This window comes from Fictibacillus sp. 7GRE50, assembly GCF_015903875.1.
GTDB lineage: Bacteria > Bacillota > Bacilli > Bacillales > Fictibacillaceae > Fictibacillus > Fictibacillus phosphorivorans.
On the sequence record NZ_JACZDW010000003.1, the window covers coordinates 435,984 to 452,343 of the forward strand.

At 40.4% G+C, this 16,360-nt stretch carries 17 protein-coding genes and 1 riboswitch; of the genes, 1 reads left to right on the plus strand and 16 read right to left on the minus strand.

The window, feature by feature from the left end:
- Window positions 1–127: 127 nt before the first annotated feature.
- The 5 genes from recG to IHV12_RS13430 form a co-directional block, all read right to left on the minus strand.
- Complete coding sequence (gene recG, locus IHV12_RS13410; protein WP_197191174.1) at window positions 128–2,164, minus strand: ATP-dependent DNA helicase RecG; 2,037 nt, start codon at window positions 2,162–2,164, stop codon at window positions 128–130.
- Between the two features lie 2 nt (window positions 2,165–2,166).
- A complete protein-coding gene (gene sdaAA / locus IHV12_RS13415) occupies window positions 2,167–3,054 on the minus strand; it encodes an L-serine ammonia-lyase, iron-sulfur-dependent, subunit alpha (protein ID WP_197191175.1) in 888 nt (295 codons plus the stop codon).
- 12 nt (window positions 3,055–3,066) lie between these two features.
- A complete protein-coding gene (gene sdaAB / locus IHV12_RS13420) occupies window positions 3,067–3,729 on the minus strand; it encodes an L-serine ammonia-lyase, iron-sulfur-dependent subunit beta (RefSeq protein ID WP_197127692.1) in 663 nt (220 codons plus the stop codon).
- Window positions 3,730–3,825: 96 nt separating this feature from the next.
- Entirely contained in the window at window positions 3,826–5,508 is a 1,683-nt protein-coding gene (locus IHV12_RS13425; RefSeq protein ID WP_197127691.1) for a DAK2 domain-containing protein, read from the minus strand.
- 15 nt (window positions 5,509–5,523) lie between these two features.
- Window positions 5,524–5,886, minus strand: a complete 363-nt coding sequence (locus IHV12_RS13430) for an Asp23/Gls24 family envelope stress response protein (protein WP_066240675.1) — start codon at window positions 5,884–5,886, stop codon at window positions 5,524–5,526.
- Between the two features lie 234 nt (window positions 5,887–6,120).
- Here IHV12_RS13430 and rpmB point away from each other — a divergent pair, with 234 nt between their 5' ends.
- Window positions 6,121–6,309 (plus strand): 50S ribosomal protein L28, encoded by a 189-nt coding sequence (gene rpmB / locus IHV12_RS13435; RefSeq protein ID WP_066240673.1) that lies wholly within the window; start codon window positions 6,121–6,123, stop codon window positions 6,307–6,309.
- A 235-nt stretch (window positions 6,310–6,544) separates the two neighbouring features.
- Here the strand turns inward: rpmB and spoVM are convergent, their stop codons facing one another.
- From spoVM to def, 11 genes are all read right to left on the minus strand, one after another.
- Entirely contained in the window at window positions 6,545–6,625 is an 81-nt protein-coding gene (gene spoVM / locus IHV12_RS13440) for a stage V sporulation protein SpoVM (protein WP_007202502.1), read from the minus strand.
- A 104-nt stretch (window positions 6,626–6,729) separates the two neighbouring features.
- On the minus strand, window positions 6,730–7,374 hold the full coding sequence (locus tag IHV12_RS13445) for a thiamine diphosphokinase (RefSeq protein ID WP_197191176.1): 645 nt from the start codon (window positions 7,372–7,374) through the stop codon (window positions 6,730–6,732).
- Complete coding sequence (gene thiT, locus IHV12_RS13450) at window positions 7,371–7,940, minus strand: energy-coupled thiamine transporter ThiT (protein ID WP_197191177.1); 570 nt, start codon at window positions 7,938–7,940, stop codon at window positions 7,371–7,373. The genes IHV12_RS13445 and thiT overlap by 4 nt, the downstream gene beginning before the upstream one ends.
- 91 nt (window positions 7,941–8,031) lie before the next feature.
- Window positions 8,032–8,138, minus strand: a riboswitch (TPP riboswitch).
- A gap of 21 nt (window positions 8,139–8,159) precedes the next feature.
- On the minus strand, window positions 8,160–8,807 hold the full coding sequence (gene rpe / locus IHV12_RS13455) for a ribulose-phosphate 3-epimerase (RefSeq protein WP_197191178.1): 648 nt from the start codon (window positions 8,805–8,807) through the stop codon (window positions 8,160–8,162).
- A complete protein-coding gene (gene rsgA, locus IHV12_RS13460) occupies window positions 8,807–9,697 on the minus strand; it encodes a ribosome small subunit-dependent GTPase A (RefSeq protein WP_197127687.1) in 891 nt (296 codons plus the stop codon). The genes rpe and rsgA overlap by 1 nt, the downstream gene beginning before the upstream one ends.
- A 2-nt stretch (window positions 9,698–9,699) precedes the next feature.
- Window positions 9,700–11,733, minus strand: coding sequence for a Stk1 family PASTA domain-containing Ser/Thr kinase (pknB, locus tag IHV12_RS13465; RefSeq protein ID WP_197191179.1), 2,034 nt, complete (start codon window positions 11,731–11,733; stop codon window positions 9,700–9,702).
- Window positions 11,730–12,488, minus strand: a complete 759-nt coding sequence (locus tag IHV12_RS13470; RefSeq protein ID WP_231620737.1) for a Stp1/IreP family PP2C-type Ser/Thr phosphatase — start codon at window positions 12,486–12,488, stop codon at window positions 11,730–11,732. Before IHV12_RS13470 ends, pknB begins: the two co-directional genes overlap by 4 nt.
- Before the next feature lie 7 nt (window positions 12,489–12,495).
- Window positions 12,496–13,581: a 23S rRNA (adenine(2503)-C(2))-methyltransferase RlmN gene (gene rlmN, locus IHV12_RS13475; protein ID WP_197127684.1), complete on the minus strand. Its 1,086-nt coding sequence runs from the start codon at window positions 13,579–13,581 to the stop codon at window positions 12,496–12,498.
- The gene (gene rsmB / locus IHV12_RS13480; RefSeq protein ID WP_197191181.1) at window positions 13,574–14,947 is read right to left on the minus strand and encodes a 16S rRNA (cytosine(967)-C(5))-methyltransferase RsmB; all 1,374 of its coding nucleotides are present in this window, start codon (window positions 14,945–14,947) and stop codon (window positions 13,574–13,576) included. The genes rlmN and rsmB overlap by 8 nt, the downstream gene beginning before the upstream one ends.
- A gap of 2 nt (window positions 14,948–14,949) precedes the next feature.
- A complete protein-coding gene (gene fmt / locus IHV12_RS13485; protein ID WP_197191182.1) occupies window positions 14,950–15,879 on the minus strand; it encodes a methionyl-tRNA formyltransferase in 930 nt (309 codons plus the stop codon).
- A 2-nt stretch (window positions 15,880–15,881) separates the two neighbouring features.
- The gene (gene def, locus IHV12_RS13490) at window positions 15,882–16,355 is read right to left on the minus strand and encodes a peptide deformylase (RefSeq protein ID WP_197127681.1); all 474 of its coding nucleotides are present in this window, start codon (window positions 16,353–16,355) and stop codon (window positions 15,882–15,884) included.
- Between the last annotated feature and the right edge of the window lie 5 nt (window positions 16,356–16,360).

Sequence of the window (16,360 nt, forward strand, 5' to 3'; positions counted from 1 at the left end):
TAGTGAGTGAAGATGCAGTGCGTAGAAAAGCAGGTAACGCTATTACAGCGTACCTGCCAATTTATCTTTCTGCTATTAAGAGCTGGTACTAATAGTAGTATATAGTATCAATTCTCTTCTTTCAAGATTAATCTAGTCTTTCTTTATCGAGCACACCTTGTCTTGTTAAAACTTCTCGGATCAATCGATATGTTTCATCTTTCCAAAACTCTTCTGATTGAACAAGTCTAGCCGCATCATTTCTAGCTGTTTCTAAAATTCGATAATCATGCACGAGGTCCGCTACTTTAAAGTTCGGAACACCACTTTGCTTATTTCCGAAAAAATCACCTGGCCCACGAAGATCGAGGTCTTTTTCTGAAAGCTCGAACCCATTAGTCGTCTCTGTCATAATCCTCATCCGTTCTTGACCTTCTTCAGATTTCGGATCTGCGATAAGTACACAATAGGATTGTTCGCTGCCACGACCTACTCGTCCTCTTAACTGATGGAGTTGAGAAAGTCCGAATCTTTCAGCGTCATATATAACCATGATGGTAGCGTTCGGAACATTTACACCGACCTCTACAACCGTCGTAGACACAAGGATTTGGCAATCATTCGCTGCAAACTTTCTCATCACTTCATCTTTTTCAGTCGAATGCAGTCTTCCGTGCATCAGACCTACTTGATAATTATGAAAGTAAGCACTTAGCTGAGCATGAACATCTATAGCATTCTGCACATCTATCTTTTCTGATTCTTCGATTAATGGACAGATAACATAAGCTTGCCTGCCAGACTCAATCTCTTTTTTTATAAAATCAAGAACACGGTTTAGCATACCGTGTTTTGCCCAATGTGTGATGATCGGTTTTCTTCCTGCAGGCATTACATCGATCGTAGAAACATCCATGTCACCAAACGCCGATATTGCAAGTGTTCGAGGAATAGGAGTCGCCGTCATAAAGAGAACATCCGGACTCTCACCTTTTTCCCTTAGCACTCTTCTTTGGTTAACACCAAACCGGTGCTGCTCGTCTGTAATCACTAGACCGAGACTATGAAAGTTCACTTCTTCTTGGATAAGGGCGTGTGTACCAACCATAATCTGAATCTCGCCCTGCTGTAAAAGCGCTAATGTTTCCCTACGCATTTTCCCTTTAACAGAAGAAGTTAAAAGAGCTACCGTTATTCCGAACGGAGCAAAAAGCTCTTTTAACGATTGAAAATGCTGTTCAGCAAGGATCTCTGTAGGTACCATCAACGCCCCTTGCCTCTTAGCCGTAACTGCGGCATATAAAGCTACAGCTGCAACTACTGTTTTACCAGAGCCTACATCACCTTGAAGCAACCTGTTCATTCGGCTTGAACCTGATAGATCTCTTAATATTTCATCTACTACCCTCTGCTGCGCTTCCGTTAACTGAAACGGTAAAGAACGAACAAACGTGTCTATTTGGTTTCGATCAAACTGCAAAGCTGCTCCTTCAGATTGCTGTCTGTTCCATTTTCTAAAGATCTGCATCTTTAGTTGAAAATACAACAACTCTTCGTATGCCAGCCTTCTTCTTCCTGCTTTTAATGCTTTGAAATCTTCAGGAAAATGCATCATCTTAAGCGCTGATTCTCGATCTGGAAGTCGATATGATTCTCGAATCTCTTCTGGAAGAGGGTCCACGATTCCCCCAGAAAACTGACGAAATGCGGAATCTATAATCTTACGCATCGTTTTGCCATACAGTGAGCCCTTTACTGAATAGACCGGTTCAATTTTATGATCGTCACTGAATGTTCCAAAATGAACATCACTAACGGTTAACGTCATTTTATTTCGATCCCATTTACCCGTCACCGTAAGCGTCTGACCTAAAGCGATCTGATTCTTAAGGAATGGGCGATTAAAGATCGTAGCTGTAATTAAGTATTTACCGATCAGCATCCTAAAAGTTAAACGTGATTTTTTCTTCGGAAAATAACGCAGAGAAGGTTCAGAATGAACCTTCCCTTCGATCGTTGCTTTTTCATCATGTGCAATTTCCGCGAGATCTTTCTTTTGGTAATCTTCATACCGATAAGGCAGATATTCTAAAAGATCTTCCACAGAATGAATACCCATGCTAGCGAGCTCTTCAGCTTTCTTCTCTCCAATACCATTTACTGTAGTTATGGATTGATTCAACATCTTTACTTCTCGTTTAGCGGGATGCCAAAGATTTTTGCTTCAAGCTCTCTTCCTGTTGGTGTAGCCGCTAAGCCTCCAAGTGCAGTTTCACGCAGTGCAGACGGCATTGAAAGACCAATCTTGTACATCGCATCGATCACTTCATCACACGGAATACGGCTAACGATCCCGGCAAGTGCCATATCCGCTGCTACGATAGCATTGCTTGCACCCATTGCGTTTCGTTTTACACAAGGAACTTCGACCAATCCCGCAACAGGATCACAAACGAGTCCTAGCATGTTCTTTAGTGCAATCGCCATAGCTTCGGCTGATTGCGAAGGAGACCCACCAGCAAGTTCGACGATCGCCGCTGCAGCCATTCCTGTAGCAGAGCCTACCTCAGCTTGACATCCACCAGCGGCTCCAGAAATAGAGGCGTTGTTTGCTACAACAAAACCAAACGCACCTGCAGCAAACAGGTACTCGATCATTTGTTCTCGGGTAGGCTTTAGTTTTTCTTTTAACGCAAACAGAGTGCCAGGAACGACTCCTGCAGATCCTGCGGTAGGTGTAGCACAGATCGTACCCATCGCCGCGTTCACTTCATTCGTTGCCATCGCTTTGCTTACAGCATCAAGCATTAGTTCGCCAGATAGAGACTTTCCAGATTTAATATAGTTCTGAAGAAGTTTTCCATCTCCGCCTGTTAGACCAGAATGAGATTTCACATCTTCAGTAATTCCGCGTAGGACAGCTTCTTCCATCACTCTTAAATTTCGATCCATGAATCCTAGAACTTCATCTCTCGAACGTCCAGTAACATCCATTTCTTGCTGAATCATGATCTCTGAGATCTTACATTTTTTTGATTCCGCTAATTCTATTAATTCAGCTACATTACGAAACATACTTCTCACCTCTTAATCGTGTATCTTTACTACTTGTTGAACAATCGGGAGAGAATTTAGTTCGTTTATGATGATCTCATCTGCATTTTGATCGATCTCAATAACCATCAATGCTTCTTTCCCTTTTTCTTTTCTTGAAACTTCCATATGACCAATATTGATCTCATGTTTTGCTAATATGTTCGCCACTCCTGCTATCGCCCCATATTTATCATTATGAACGATTAATAGAGCGGGATGATTTCCAGATAATCGTAACGCAAAACCGTTCAGTTCTGTAATCTCAATTTTCCCGCCACCGATCGAAATTCCAACTACTTCAATTTTATCGTCGTCATCGCCAATAATAACACGAGCTGTGTTTGGATGGTCCGTTATAGCATCCTCAGCAGTCATTGTGACCTCGATACCTTCTTGTTCCGCTATTGTAAGCGCATCCACAATTCGAGTATCAAACGTGTCATAATCCAGGATTCCACCAACAATCGCTACATCCGTTCCGTGACCTCGATAGGTTTTAGCAAAAGAGCCATAGAATGAGATGGTTGCGTATTTGGGTTTCCTGCCAAAAAGGCTTCTCGCTACTCGTCCGATTCGTGCAGCGCCGGCTGTATGTGAACTAGAAGGTCCTATCATAATGGGACCGATAATATCAAATACACTTTTATATTTCATGACGTTCTCCTTCAAGTTGCGTTTTTTCCCAATAAAATAAGTATTCCCTCTTAACTTTATCACACTTTAAGTTTAAGAGAGAATACTTTTCATTTTTTACTCTACTGATAAGATGAATGAATAGATCGGCTGCTTACCGTTATGAATTTCAGCTTCCGCATCGGGATACTTTTCTTCAATAAATTCAGCAAGTTCCTGTGCCTCTTCCTCAGAGCTATCTTCACCATAGATGATCGTAACGATCTCTGAATCTTCATCGAGCATATTTGAGAGTAGTTCTTTCGTTACTTCTTGTTTGTCTGTCTTAGAAGTTAGAATTTTTCCTTCTGAGATTCCCATAAAGTCACCTTTAGCAATTTCAACACCATCGATAGATGTATCACGAACTGCATAAGTAACTTGGCCTGACTTAACAGAAGTAATGGCTTCGTTCATCTTCTTTTCGTTCTCTGCCATATCAGCAGAAGGATTGAAAGCTAATATAGAAGCGATACCTTGTGGCACTGTTTTTGTGCGGATGATCACAACTTCTTCATCAACAACACTTGCAGCTTGTTCAGATGCCATGATGATATTGCTGTTATTCGGAAGGATGAACACTTTCTCTGCGTTAACCTCAGAAATTGCTTTTACGATATCCTCAGTACTTGGGTTCATCGTTTGTCCACCTTGGATAACTGATGCACCCATTGATGAAAACATCTCTTCGATGCCTTCACCCATAGCAACTGTAACGATACCATATTCCTTTTTCTTCTCAGGAGTAGGAGTAGATTGTGAGTATGAAGGAATCACTTCATTCTCGCTCTCTAGAATCGCTGAGTGCTGCTCACGCATGTTTTCGATCTTGATGTTGATCAAGCTTCCGTAACGATGCGCAAGTGTTAGCATATTACCAGGTTGCTCCGTATGGATGTGAACTTTTACAACGTCCTCATCAGCTACAACAAGCAAAGAATCACCATGTTGACTTAACTCATTACGGAAGTTGATCTCATCGAATGGATTGTTTTTGATCTTTTTTTCTTCGAACCTTACCATAAATTCTGTACAATATCCGAAATGGATATCTTCCGTCTTCATGTGCATCTGTGCTTTATGATGCTCGGCGTTAACAAGTTCACCCATCGAAGGAGCGTTAACAGATACTTTCGGCAGCTCTTTGCCTTCAAGTACAGCTAAAAACCCTTCATAAACAGTGACTAACCCTTGTCCACCAGAATCAACAACGCCAACTTCTTTTAGAACCGGAAGTAGATCAGGAGTACGGTTTAAGGAAGCTTTCGATTCTTTAACAAGCTCTTTCATAATGTATAGAATATCGTCTGATTTTTTAGCTTCTTTAACTGCTTTTTTTGCAGCGTCTTTAGCTACAGTTAAAATCGTACCTTCTACTGGTTTCATAACTGCTTTATAAGCAGTTTCTACACCTTTATCAAATGCATTGGCAAATTCAGCAGCGTTAATCGTCTCTTTTCCTTCGATTGATTTAGAGAATCCTCTAAATAACTGTGAAAGAATAACACCAGAGTTTCCACGCGCTCCCATTAATAAGCCTTTAGCAAAAGCACTGGCAACAGCGCCAATTTGACTAGACGTGTTTTTTTCTACTTCTTTTGCACCAGAAGTAATCGTTAAGTTCATGTTCGTTCCTGTATCACCATCTGGTACAGGGAAAACATTAAGTGCGTCGACCATTGCTGCATTCCGTGTTAAGTTTGAAGCACCCTCGAGTACCATTTTTGAAAACTTTTTTCCATCTAATACTTTTAAAGACACAAAACTTCCTCCTAACTAAGGGGTTGTCACCCTGACACCCTGAACGTAGATATTGACTGAGTCAACCGCCAAACCAAGCATTTGATCCAGGGTATATTTCACTTTGTTCTGAACGTTATGAGCCACTTCAGAAATCTTTGTTCCATAACTAACGATGATGTACATGTCAATATGTACTTCATCCTCTTCTTGTCGAACAACGATCCCTCGGGAGAAATTTTCACGTCCTAAAAGTTCAGTTATTCCATCCTTTAATTGCTTCCTTGATGCCATGCCAACAATTCCGTAACAATCAATTGCTGCTCCACCGGCTATAGTGGCAATTACTTCATTAGAAATATCAATTTGACCATAGGTTGTTTTCATTTCAATGGACATGCTTATATCCCCCTTTAATTTGTTAAATGGCTAACAAATATTTTACTATACATCAGCCTATTTTGAAAGGACTACTACATTTCACACTATGTAAATAGTATTGTCAAGGAAATTTACTTGAAAACCTTTTACGAATATGTTGCATTGCTACTGAAGTCATGCTAATATTATTTAGTATTTAACATACGATTGAATTGATGCAAAGCTTTTTTGCTGTAAAGGAGGTTCACCTACATGGCTCGTAAATGTTTTATTACTGGAAAAGGACCTAAAACTGGTAACAAGCGTTCTCACGCAATGAACAAATCAAAGAAAAGCTGGGGAGCTAACGTCCAAAAGGTTCGTATTCTTGTGGACGGAAAGCCTAAACGCGTATACGTATCTGCTCGTGCCCTTAAATCTGGCAAAGTTGAACGTGTATAAATAAAAACAGCAGCAACCGCTGCTGTTTTTTTCTTTGCCCAAAAAGCTCTTTGAAGACCAAAATAGATCCAAGTGGACAGTATTTTAAAAAAAGTCGACAGTAAAAAGCTGAAAGCGGACAGTATTTTCTTTAAACTGGACAGTAAATCATCCAATCTGGAGCGGAAAGAACTGCTTTCATAGAACCACTCATAAAAAACAAACAAAAAAAGCGCACAGGCGCTTTTTTTGTTTGTTATCCTTTTTTGAAAGAACCTAAGACGGCACGTACGAAGCCTCCCAAAAATTTAGGAAGTTTAATGGTATAAAATTTCATCTTACCCCTCCTCCAGGCCCATAAAAAATGATAAGAGCTAAACAATAAATACTTTATTCCCCTTTTTATAAAAAGGTGCTTTGGGGCCTGTATTCCGTGATTTTTTAATCACGGCTCTTTACCATCAATATTATGCCGGAGTCAAAAGAATAAGTACCACTTTTATTTACAAGCTCATTGGAAACACATAACGATGAACCAGCCTGAAGTTTAGCTTGGTTTAACGGGTATTTAAATCCCTCTAAGGTGATGCCTGTCACTTCTTCACTTTGAGCCAGAAATGAGATATATGAGTATCTGTGATCTTGCTCAATTTCATAACATCCAGGTAGATGAAGTGAGATCTCATTCCTTGTATCCTTTATCCTTACATCTGCATGATTACTCCGACTTTTAAATAAAAGTTGGATGTTCATCAGTTCGTGATCTAACCTTCCACCAGTCGCACCGAATATGAGTATTTGTTCTGGATTCTGTTTCAACGCCCACTCTAGTGCAATCTCCATGTCAGTGGAATCTTTTTCTGATCGGTATTGATTCACTTTTATCGAAGAGTTCATTATACTTCTTCTCTCATCATCTGAAACAGAATCAAAATCACCAAATGCATACTGTGGAAAGATATCATTTCTCAATAAAAAGAGGGTTCCTCTATCGACACCGATCCAAATATGATCCGATGATAGATCATATGCCTTCAAATCAGGAATCAAATGCTCCGGACCTCCTGCAACTATGCTTATCTTCATGCTGCTTGATGGCGACCGTTATGAGCAGCGTGCAGTAGTTTAGGAGCTGTGTTTGTTAGTAGTATAACGACTAGAGCAGTAATCCCGAAAATAACGACCATGAACGATCCGTTGTATAAGAACGAATAGAGCCATATGTTCATCTCTTCTGCTAGATCACTAAAGAATATAACCCCTGATAATACATGTGAGATCGTTCTTAACAAGCAACCTACGAAAATTCCTATAACCATCAAGAACGTTCTCTTGCTGGCACCTTGAGTGATAGACGGTGCAAATGCCCCCGCAACGCCCGCTAGAGCGAACGCTAACGGATAGTCTAAGATCATCTGTGCTGGATGAATAACATAAGGATTCACAAGAAGCTGAAGCAGTCCTACAGCTAAGCCTGTAAGCACCCCTGCCTTTAGCCCTCTTCTAAAAGCCATTAAAAAGATTGGAACCATCTCTAACGAAACAGAACCACCTTGTGGCCAAGGACCAGCAAATTTAATTAAACCTAAAATCAATGATAAAGCAGACATGATAGCGATTTCTGTTAATAATGATATGTTGTTTGCTTTCATACATGATAACCCCCTATTTTCTATGCTAACAGAAAAACAAAAAAAGCAACCGGCATGTGAGCTCGGTTGCTTTTTAGATTTACATTCAAAAAGTCATACGACTCCACATCCCTACGCAGGTATGATCCAGCTTCAGGTTCAAAGGGTCGGGAGAACACTCCCCTCTCAGCCCTTTAAAGGACTCCCCCTGTGGTTGCTTATTTAATTTTCTTTAATCAATTATACACCACGAATGGCTTTTATTGCATCCTTTAAATCTTTCTTCCCATAAATGGCAGAACCAGCAACTAATACATTCGCACCAGCTTCCACACAAAGACGAGCTGTTTCTGGATTTACACCGCCATCAACTTCAATCTCAACGTTCAATCCTTGTGTTTGTACGAGATCGGACACCTCTTTGATCTTGGGCACTACGCTCTCTATGAATGCTTGTCCACCAAACCCAGGATTAACAGTCATTAACAACACAAGGTCAACATCTTGTATTATGTGTTTGATAGAATCGACTGGTGTTGCTGGATTAATCACCACACCCGCTTTTACACCTTGTTGTTTAATAAGTTGAACCGTTCGATGTAGATGAGGTGATGCTTCAACATGCACAGAAATAATATCAGCACCTGCTTTTGCAAATTCTTCAATGTATCGATCTGGATTTTCAATCATGAGATGTACATCTAACGGAAGTTTTGTAACAGGTCGGATCGCTTGAACAACAAGTGGTCCGATCGTGATGTTTGGTACGAAATGGCCATCCATCACATCAACATGAATATAATCCGCACCCGCTTCTTCTACTGCTTTTATATCATCGCCTAACCTTGAGAAGTCAGCCGACAGAATAGATGGAGCTATTTTAATCATCAGTACCTCCGTTTTTGATCTTTAATTTCTTGTAAAAAACTTACGTAATGGTCGTAGCGGAACTTTGGAACGACTCCGTCCTCTACCCCTTTTTTAACTGCACATTTCGGTTCAGACGTATGTGAGCACCCTCTAAATTTGCAATCGCCCCGAAGCTCGTCCATTTCTGGGAAGTACATCGATAAGTCTTCCGCTTCAATATTTAAGAAATCTAGCGAGCTGAACCCAGGCGTGTCAGCAACTAAGCCATTACCAAAGAGAATGAGTTCCACATGACGAGTCGTGTGCTTCCCTCGGCCTAAATGGCTTGAAATCTCATTTGTCTCAAGCATAAGCTCTGGATTGATCGCATTCAAAAGGGAAGATTTACCAACTCCAGACTGCCCTGCAAAAACGGTAACTTTATCTTTGAAAAGTGGATAGAACATTTCAAGACTATCATCTGTTTTCGTCGAAGTTGGAATGACTTCATAACCTAATGTTTTGTACGCCTCTATATAATGGTTGATTTCCTCGATCTCTTCAGGTTTCTGTATAAGATCCATTTTTGAGATACAAATAACAGGTAAGATATCGTTCGCTTCAATATGAACAAGGAAGCGATCTAATAAAAGCGTGCTAAAATCCGGTTCAGTAGCTGAAAAAACTAGAATGGCTTGGTCCACGTTCGCGATAGGAGGACGAACTAGCTCGTTTTTGCGTTCCTTCACATCAAGAATGTATCCATCTGTAATGTTGCTTGACTCGTATTCTACCCAGTCCCCTACCAATGGATTTACTTTCTTTTTGCGAAAATTACCTCTTCCTCTGCATTGGAAAACTTCGGCCTTACCATTTTCCTTAACGTAATAAAAACCAGCGAGCGCTTTAACAATTCTTCCTTCAGGCATGCTTAATCACCATCGTCCCCTTCCTCATCATCATTATTATCATTACTCATTCTTGCGTTAGCACTTTTGGCATCATCATAATTTATCGTCTCCGATTCCTCTTCTTTTCCGTTGATATATACAACGTAAGAAGCAGAACCTCCCTCAGCGATCGTCAGAGGCAGCTGATATTTCTTTTTGTCTGTAATCTGTTCTTCAACAAAAACTTCATTTGAAGCGTTTTTATCGGAATATACAATTCTTACTGTAACTGGTTCTCTTCTGTCCTTCTTATCTAGCTTAACTTCGATATCCTTTGTCACTGTACGGTCTTCGGCGGGTGGTTCCTCTTCAGCAGGAGGCTCTTCTGATTCTTCTGGGCCATCAGAAAGAACGACAGAGATCGTTGCTCCTTTTTCTACTTGCGTAAAAGGAGATGGATTTTGCGAGATCACTCTTCCTTTTTCGACCGTATCAGAAAACTCTTTTGAAAATTCAACGGTAAGACCAGCATTCTCAGCAAACGTATTTACATCTTGTTCTGTCGCACCTATTAAGTTTTCAACTTGAACAGTTGGTGTTCCAGAACTAACCGTTAGTGTAACTTCAGTTTCTGCAGGTGTTACTTTTTCATCACGATCTGGACTTTGTTCGAGTACCGTACCTTCTGGCTCAGTGTCTGATTCTTCATAGTCGATATTGATTTGTGAGAAGCCATCTTCTTTCAAACGTTCTTTCGCATCTTCTATATTATAGCCTTCTACATCAGGCATATTTTCCTTTTCAGGTCCTTTTGATACGAATAACGTAACGATTGCTTGCTGTTTTACTTTTGTTCCTGGAGATGGATCCTGCCTTACTACAAGACCTTCTTCAATCTCGGGATCAAATACTTCCTGCCTTTTCACTTCAAGTCCTTCGGCTCTCAAGCTATCAAAAGCATCTACATATTCTTCTCCCGCTACATCTGGAACACTGACTTCTTCAACATAAAAGATAGAAGGCATCATCGTGAAAGCAGCTATTCCCGCACCGCCTAACAAAAGAAGTGATATAAGTAAAATAAGCCACCAGTTTCTTTTCTTCTTAGGTTTTTCGGGCTTTTTCTCTTTTTCTTTTTCTCTTTCTTCTTCTGCTTTCTTCACAGGTGTTTCGATTGGTGGCACGACTATAGGAGGAATGTACTTTGTTTTCTCATCTTCCTCGTTTTCTTCGTTCCACTTTTGTTCATACATACGGTCTGGATCTAACGCTGAACTCATATCCCTCAACAGTTCATCAGCACTGTCATATCTTTTTAAGGGATTTTTCGCCAACGACTTTAAAACAATATTCTCCACACTCTGTGGGATTTCAGGATTCAATCTTCGTGGTTCGATCACGTTTTCTTGGAGATGTTTTAACGCAACCGACACCGGCGAATCTCCAACGAACGGAACTCTCCCTGTAACCATTTCATAGAGTACTGCTCCGAAAGAATAGATATCAGATTTTGCGTTCGCGATACCGCCTCTTGCTTGTTCAGGCGAAAAGTAGTGAACAGATCCAAGAATAGAGTTTGTATGCGTGATCGTTGCTGAAGTAATAGCGAGCGCAATTCCAAAGTCTGTTAACTTTGCTGTACCGTTATCAGTAATTAATATATTATGCGGTTTAATATCGCGATGAATGATTCCATGATCATGAGCGACTGCCATACCTGAAACGATCTGCTTCATAATATGCAGAGATTCTTCTACCGAGATTTTGCCATGTTCTTTTATGTATTGCTTTAGTGTTTTTCCCTGCACATATTCCATCACGATAAAATAGATCTCTTCATCTTCTCCAACATCATAGATACTCACAATGTTCGGATGGTTAAGACTCGTTGCTGATTCAGCTTCTCTTTTAAATCGTCTGATGAAATCTTCGTCCTTATTAAACTCAGATCGTAGTACCTTTACTGCTACATCTCTATCTAATATTAAATCTTTTGCTCTATAAACGATGGCCATTCCGCCGTCACCGATAACTTCTAAAAGCTTGTAGCGGCCACTGACTCTTTTTCCTATCATGTTATTGCTTCCCCTTTTGTTTCTGTGTCAGAACTGTTCTGTATAAGGATAGCAGTAATGTTATCTTCTCCACCGGCATCTTTTGCCCAAGTGATCAATCGTTCTACCTTCTCGGTAACGGATTCCATTTGATCTTCAAACACTTCTTGAAGACGTTTAGAAGATACTTTATCTGATAGACCGTCCGAACAAAGCAAAAGATAGTCACCATTGTGCCAAGTGATCGTATTAAACTCAGCTTCTACGGTTTCATCAGTACCGACAGCTTTCATGATCATGTTTCTTCTTGGATGAATCTCTGCCTCATCCTCTGTAATCTGACCAGATTTCACTAGTTCTTGGACTAGTGAATGATCATCCGTTACTCTTTTCAGTTCCCCATTCGAATACAGATAACATCGGCTGTCACCGATATGCGCGACTGTAATTTCTTTATTCGTACCTAAAGCAGCCACAACCGTAGTTCCCATACCTCTAGTTTCAGGATTCTCCTGAGAAAAATCAAAAATATGTTTATTCGTATCTTTCAAAACGTTCTGGATCCATTCTTTCACGTTTTCCATGTTTTCTTCAAATTGAGACCATGCATCTTTCATCACTTTAAGGGCTTCTTGGCTAGCGATATCTCCTGCTTTATGTCCACCCATTCCATCTGCGATAACTGCAAGAAAGTGTTCACCCTTTGTGAACACTTCCCCGCTGTCTTCATTATGCTTCCTTACCATTCCAACGTCTGTTTGAAAGGCAATTTGCATCTTCCCGTCACCTCGTCTCTTCTTTACGTTCCTTCGCACGCAGCTGACCGCATGCAGCATCAATGTCATGTCCTTGTTCTCTTCTGATGGTGGCATTAATGCCTCTGGAGGTTAACGTCTCTAAGAACTTGAAAATTTGTGTTTTCGGTGTTCGGACATAGTCTCTTTCTGGTACATAGTTTACTGGGATAAGATTTACGTGACACTTAATATCTTTGATTAAGTCTGCTAGCTCGTTCGCGTGTTCTACGGAATCGTTAACTTTACCGAACAATCCATATTCAAACGTCACACGGCGTCCCGTCTTTTTAATGTAATAACGAATAGAATCCATCAATTCGTTTAACGGATACATTCTGTTTACTGGCATCAATCGGCTTCTCGTCTCTGTGTTCGCCGCATGCAGGGAGATTGCAAAATTGATCTGCATGCCTTCGTCCGCAAACTTGTAGATGTAAGGTACAACACCACTCGTGGAGATCGTAATATGGCGAGCTCCGATATTAAGGCCTTGATCGTGGTTAATAATCTTCAGAAACGACATGAGCCCTTCATAGTTATCAAAAGGCTCACCGATACCCATAACAACTACTGAACTTACTCTTTCTTCTGTTTCATCTAGCGCGCGTTGAACTTGAAGCACTTGAGCGACGATCTCACCAGCTAGAAGATTACGTTTAAGTCCGCCTAGTGTGGAAGCACAGAACGTACAACCTAGGCGGCATCCTACTTGAGTTGTTACACAAATACTATTTCCATATTCATGTCTCATAAGAACCGTTTCGATCGAATAACCGTCTTGAAGCTCGAATAAAAACTTAATCGTGCCGTCCGAAGACTCCTGACGTACGACTTCTTTTAATGGTTTGATATAAAAGTCTTTCTCGAGCTTTTCACGAAGACCTAAAGGAAGGTTCGTCATTTCCTCAAAAGAAGACACACGTTTTTTATACAGCCATTCAAAGATCTGTTTTCCTCTGAACTTTGGTTCTCTTATATCAGTAAGCCACGCTTCTAACTCATGAAGTTCTAAAGAAAAGATAGAAGGTTTAATATTTGGTTTTGTTTGTTTCTCTGTTAAAGGTTTAAGCATGTTTCTCACCACCTGTTGTCTTTTTTCTGTATGCTGCTATATAGAATCCGTCACTATTAAAATAATGAGGCATGATCTGAATATCTGATCTACCATCTATTATATAGGATTTTATGTTATTCGGCATTTTTTCCGCAAATTGGGAATCCCACTCGAATTCTGGATGGTTTGATAAGAACCAATCTGCAACGTTATCGTTTTCTTCTTTATCAACTGTACACGTACTGTATACGAGCAGTCCGCCATCTTTGACCATATCTGAAGCAGCATGCAAAATATCTCTTTGAATGTTCGTCAATCTTGTCACATCTTCTTCTGTTTTAGACCATTTCAGATCAGGCTTTTTACGAATAACTCCGAAACCGCTGCAAGGCGCATCTACGAGAACTCTATCAAATGTTCCTGATTCAAACTGATCAGATACTTTTCGTGCATCTAACACGGATGCTTCAATATTTTCAAGTCCAAGACGTTCTGCTTGTCTTTTGATCAAGTCAATCTTATGAGAATGAAGGTCTAATGAAACTACCTTTCCTTCTCCTTGCATCATTTCTGCCATATGTGTTGACTTCCCACCTGGTGCGGCGCAAGTATCAAGAATCGTTTCTCCAGAAACAGGATCAACAGCCCGTGCCACTAACATTGAACTTTCATCTTGGATCGTTACGAGACCTTGTTTATAAACATCAGTTGCTGGTAGATAGCCTTCTTTAACGATGATACCTTCAGGAGACAATTCTCCTTCTTCAGCGACAATTCCTTCTTCTAATAGAAGCTCCAAAACGTCTTTTCTATTGCTTTTCTTCGTGTTCACCCTTGCAGTCACAGGAGAAGCTAATAAGTTAGATTGTGCCATTTTCTCCGCATCTTCTTGTCCGAACTGATCTCTCCAGCGGTCAAACAACCATTGAGGCATACTGTATGAAAGAGCTTCTTTATCAGCACCTTCTCCTGCAATTTTATCCATAGCTTCTGTTCCTTCTCGCTGAAGTTTACGTAAGATACCATTTACGAGACCGGCAAGTCCTTGGTTTCCTCGTTCTTTCGTTATCTCTACAGCCTCATGAATGATCGCATGATCAGGAACTCTATCTAAATATAACATCTGAAAAAGAGATAGCCTCAGTAAAGAAAGAACCCAACGGTCTTTTTTCTTGATCGGTTTGTTCAACAATTGATCCAAATAAAAATCAATCGTGTTTTTTCTTTGTATCGTTCCGTACACGATGTTTGTCAAGAGTGCTTTATCTACACTCTTCATATTCGAGTTCTGCAATGTTTGATTCAGTTGTAAATTACTATAAGCCTGGTTCTGTTCTATTTTAAGTAAAACGTCCAGGGCAATCGCTCTAATGTTGTTATCCAACTCTACTCACCTAATCTCAAGCCTTTTGAAACGCTTGCTCCTTTAAGATAATCACTTGCTAACATTCTCTTTTTTCCAGAGGGCTGCAAATCTGTAATGATAATGCTTGTTTTGTTTCCTGTTGCGACCTGAAGACCTTTTTCGTGAACACCGATTACAGTCCCAGGCACTCCATCAGTACTTGTTTCTTTCTTTTCACCCCACCATACTTTAAGTGGCTGTCCGTTCAAATACGTATAAGCAACCGGCCATGGGTGTAGCCCACGAATGTGGTTATAAATTTCTTCACCTGACAATGTCCAATCAATCTTCTCTTGATCTCGCGTGATATTCCATGCAAATGTAACTTCCTCAGCCACTTGTGGCAAAGGGGTTAGTTTTCCTTCAACAAGTTGAGGGATGGTTTCAGACAATAACTTTGCACCGGCTGCACTCAACTTATCGTGCATTGAACCAACGTGATCATTTTCTTCGATTTCAACTTCAACTTGGGTAAGTATATCACCTGCATCTAATTTTTCAACCATATACATGATCGTAATCCCGGTCTTGGCGTTTCCGTCCATGATACTTTTATGGATTGGAGCACCTCCACGATACTTTGGAAGCAATGATGCATGAACATTGATACATCCATGCTGAGGTGTTTCAAGAATCGCTTTTGGTAAAATCTGTCCATATGCTGCTGTGACGATTAAGTCTGGTTGAAGAGCGATGATGTCTTCATAGTCTTCTCGCAGTTTAATAGGCTGATACACAGAAATTCCATGTTTTAAAGCTTCCTCTTTAACTGGAGTCTGCTTGATCTCTTTTTTTCTGCCAACTGGCTTGTCAGGTTGTGTGACAACACCAACGACATTGTAGCCATCTTCAACGAGCTGACGAAGAACGGGTACGGAAAAATCAGGTGTTCCCATAAATAATACTTTCATGTTTATCCCTCCAGTTCTTCCGTCTCGTAATATTCGATTACTTTTGATGTGAACAAGATACCATGCAGATGATCGATTTCATGTTGGATGGCACGAGCAAGAAAATCACTTGCTTTTAATGTAAACTCTTTTCCGTTTACGTCGTAAGCTGTAACGATAACTTCAAAAGGACGTTCAACTTCACCAAATAATCCCGGGAAACTTAAACAGCCTTCAGGCCCACTTTGGCTCCCAGAAGCTTTTTTTATAACCGGGTTGATCAGAACTAGCTGACCCGTGTCATCACCGATATCTACAACTGCGATCTGTTCTGCAATTCCAACCTGAGGTGCAGCGAGTCCAACTCCTTCTGCCTCATACATCGTCTCGAACATATCTTTAACTAACGTTTTTAAATTTTTATCGAATGTTTTAACTGGTTCACATTCTGTTTCTAACACTGGATGTGGATGTTCTACAATTTTAAGAATGGTCATTTTGT

Coding starts and splice junctions, on each gene's coding strand:
- IHV12_RS13430 (WP_066240675.1), bottom strand. CDS start 5,886: ATGTCCATTGAAATGAAAACAACCTATGGTCAAATTGATATTTCTAAT.
- rsgA (WP_197127687.1), bottom strand. CDS start 9,697: ATGCCTGAAGGAAGAATTGTTAAAGCGCTCGCTGGTTTTTATTACGTT.
- rpmB (WP_066240673.1), top strand. CDS start 6,121: ATGGCTCGTAAATGTTTTATTACTGGAAAAGGACCTAAAACTGGTAAC.
- thiT (WP_197191177.1), bottom strand. CDS start 7,940: ATGAAAGCAAACAACATATCATTATTAACAGAAATCGCTATCATGTCT.
- IHV12_RS13470 (WP_231620737.1), bottom strand. CDS start 12,488: ATGCAAATTGCCTTTCAAACAGACGTTGGAATGGTAAGGAAGCATAAT.
- IHV12_RS13445 (WP_197191176.1), bottom strand. CDS start 7,374: ATGAAGATAAGCATAGTTGCAGGAGGTCCGGAGCATTTGATTCCTGAT.
- spoVM (WP_007202502.1), bottom strand. CDS start 6,625: ATGAAATTTTATACCATTAAACTTCCTAAATTTTTGGGAGGCTTCGTA.
- rlmN (WP_197127684.1), bottom strand. CDS start 13,581: ATGCTTAAACCTTTAACAGAGAAACAAACAAAACCAAATATTAAACCT.
- rpe (WP_197191178.1), bottom strand. CDS start 8,807: ATGATTAAAATAGCTCCATCTATTCTGTCGGCTGACTTCTCAAGGTTA.
- pknB (WP_197191179.1), bottom strand. CDS start 11,733: ATGATAGGAAAAAGAGTCAGTGGCCGCTACAAGCTTTTAGAAGTTATC.
- def (WP_197127681.1), bottom strand. CDS start 16,355: ATGACCATTCTTAAAATTGTAGAACATCCACATCCAGTGTTAGAAACA.
- sdaAA (WP_197191175.1), bottom strand. CDS start 3,054: ATGTTTCGTAATGTAGCTGAATTAATAGAATTAGCGGAATCAAAAAAA.
- recG (WP_197191174.1), bottom strand. CDS start 2,164: ATGTTGAATCAATCCATAACTACAGTAAATGGTATTGGAGAGAAGAAA.
- sdaAB (WP_197127692.1), bottom strand. CDS start 3,729: ATGAAATATAAAAGTGTATTTGATATTATCGGTCCCATTATGATAGGA.
- fmt (WP_197191182.1), bottom strand. CDS start 15,879: ATGAAAGTATTATTTATGGGAACACCTGATTTTTCCGTACCCGTTCTT.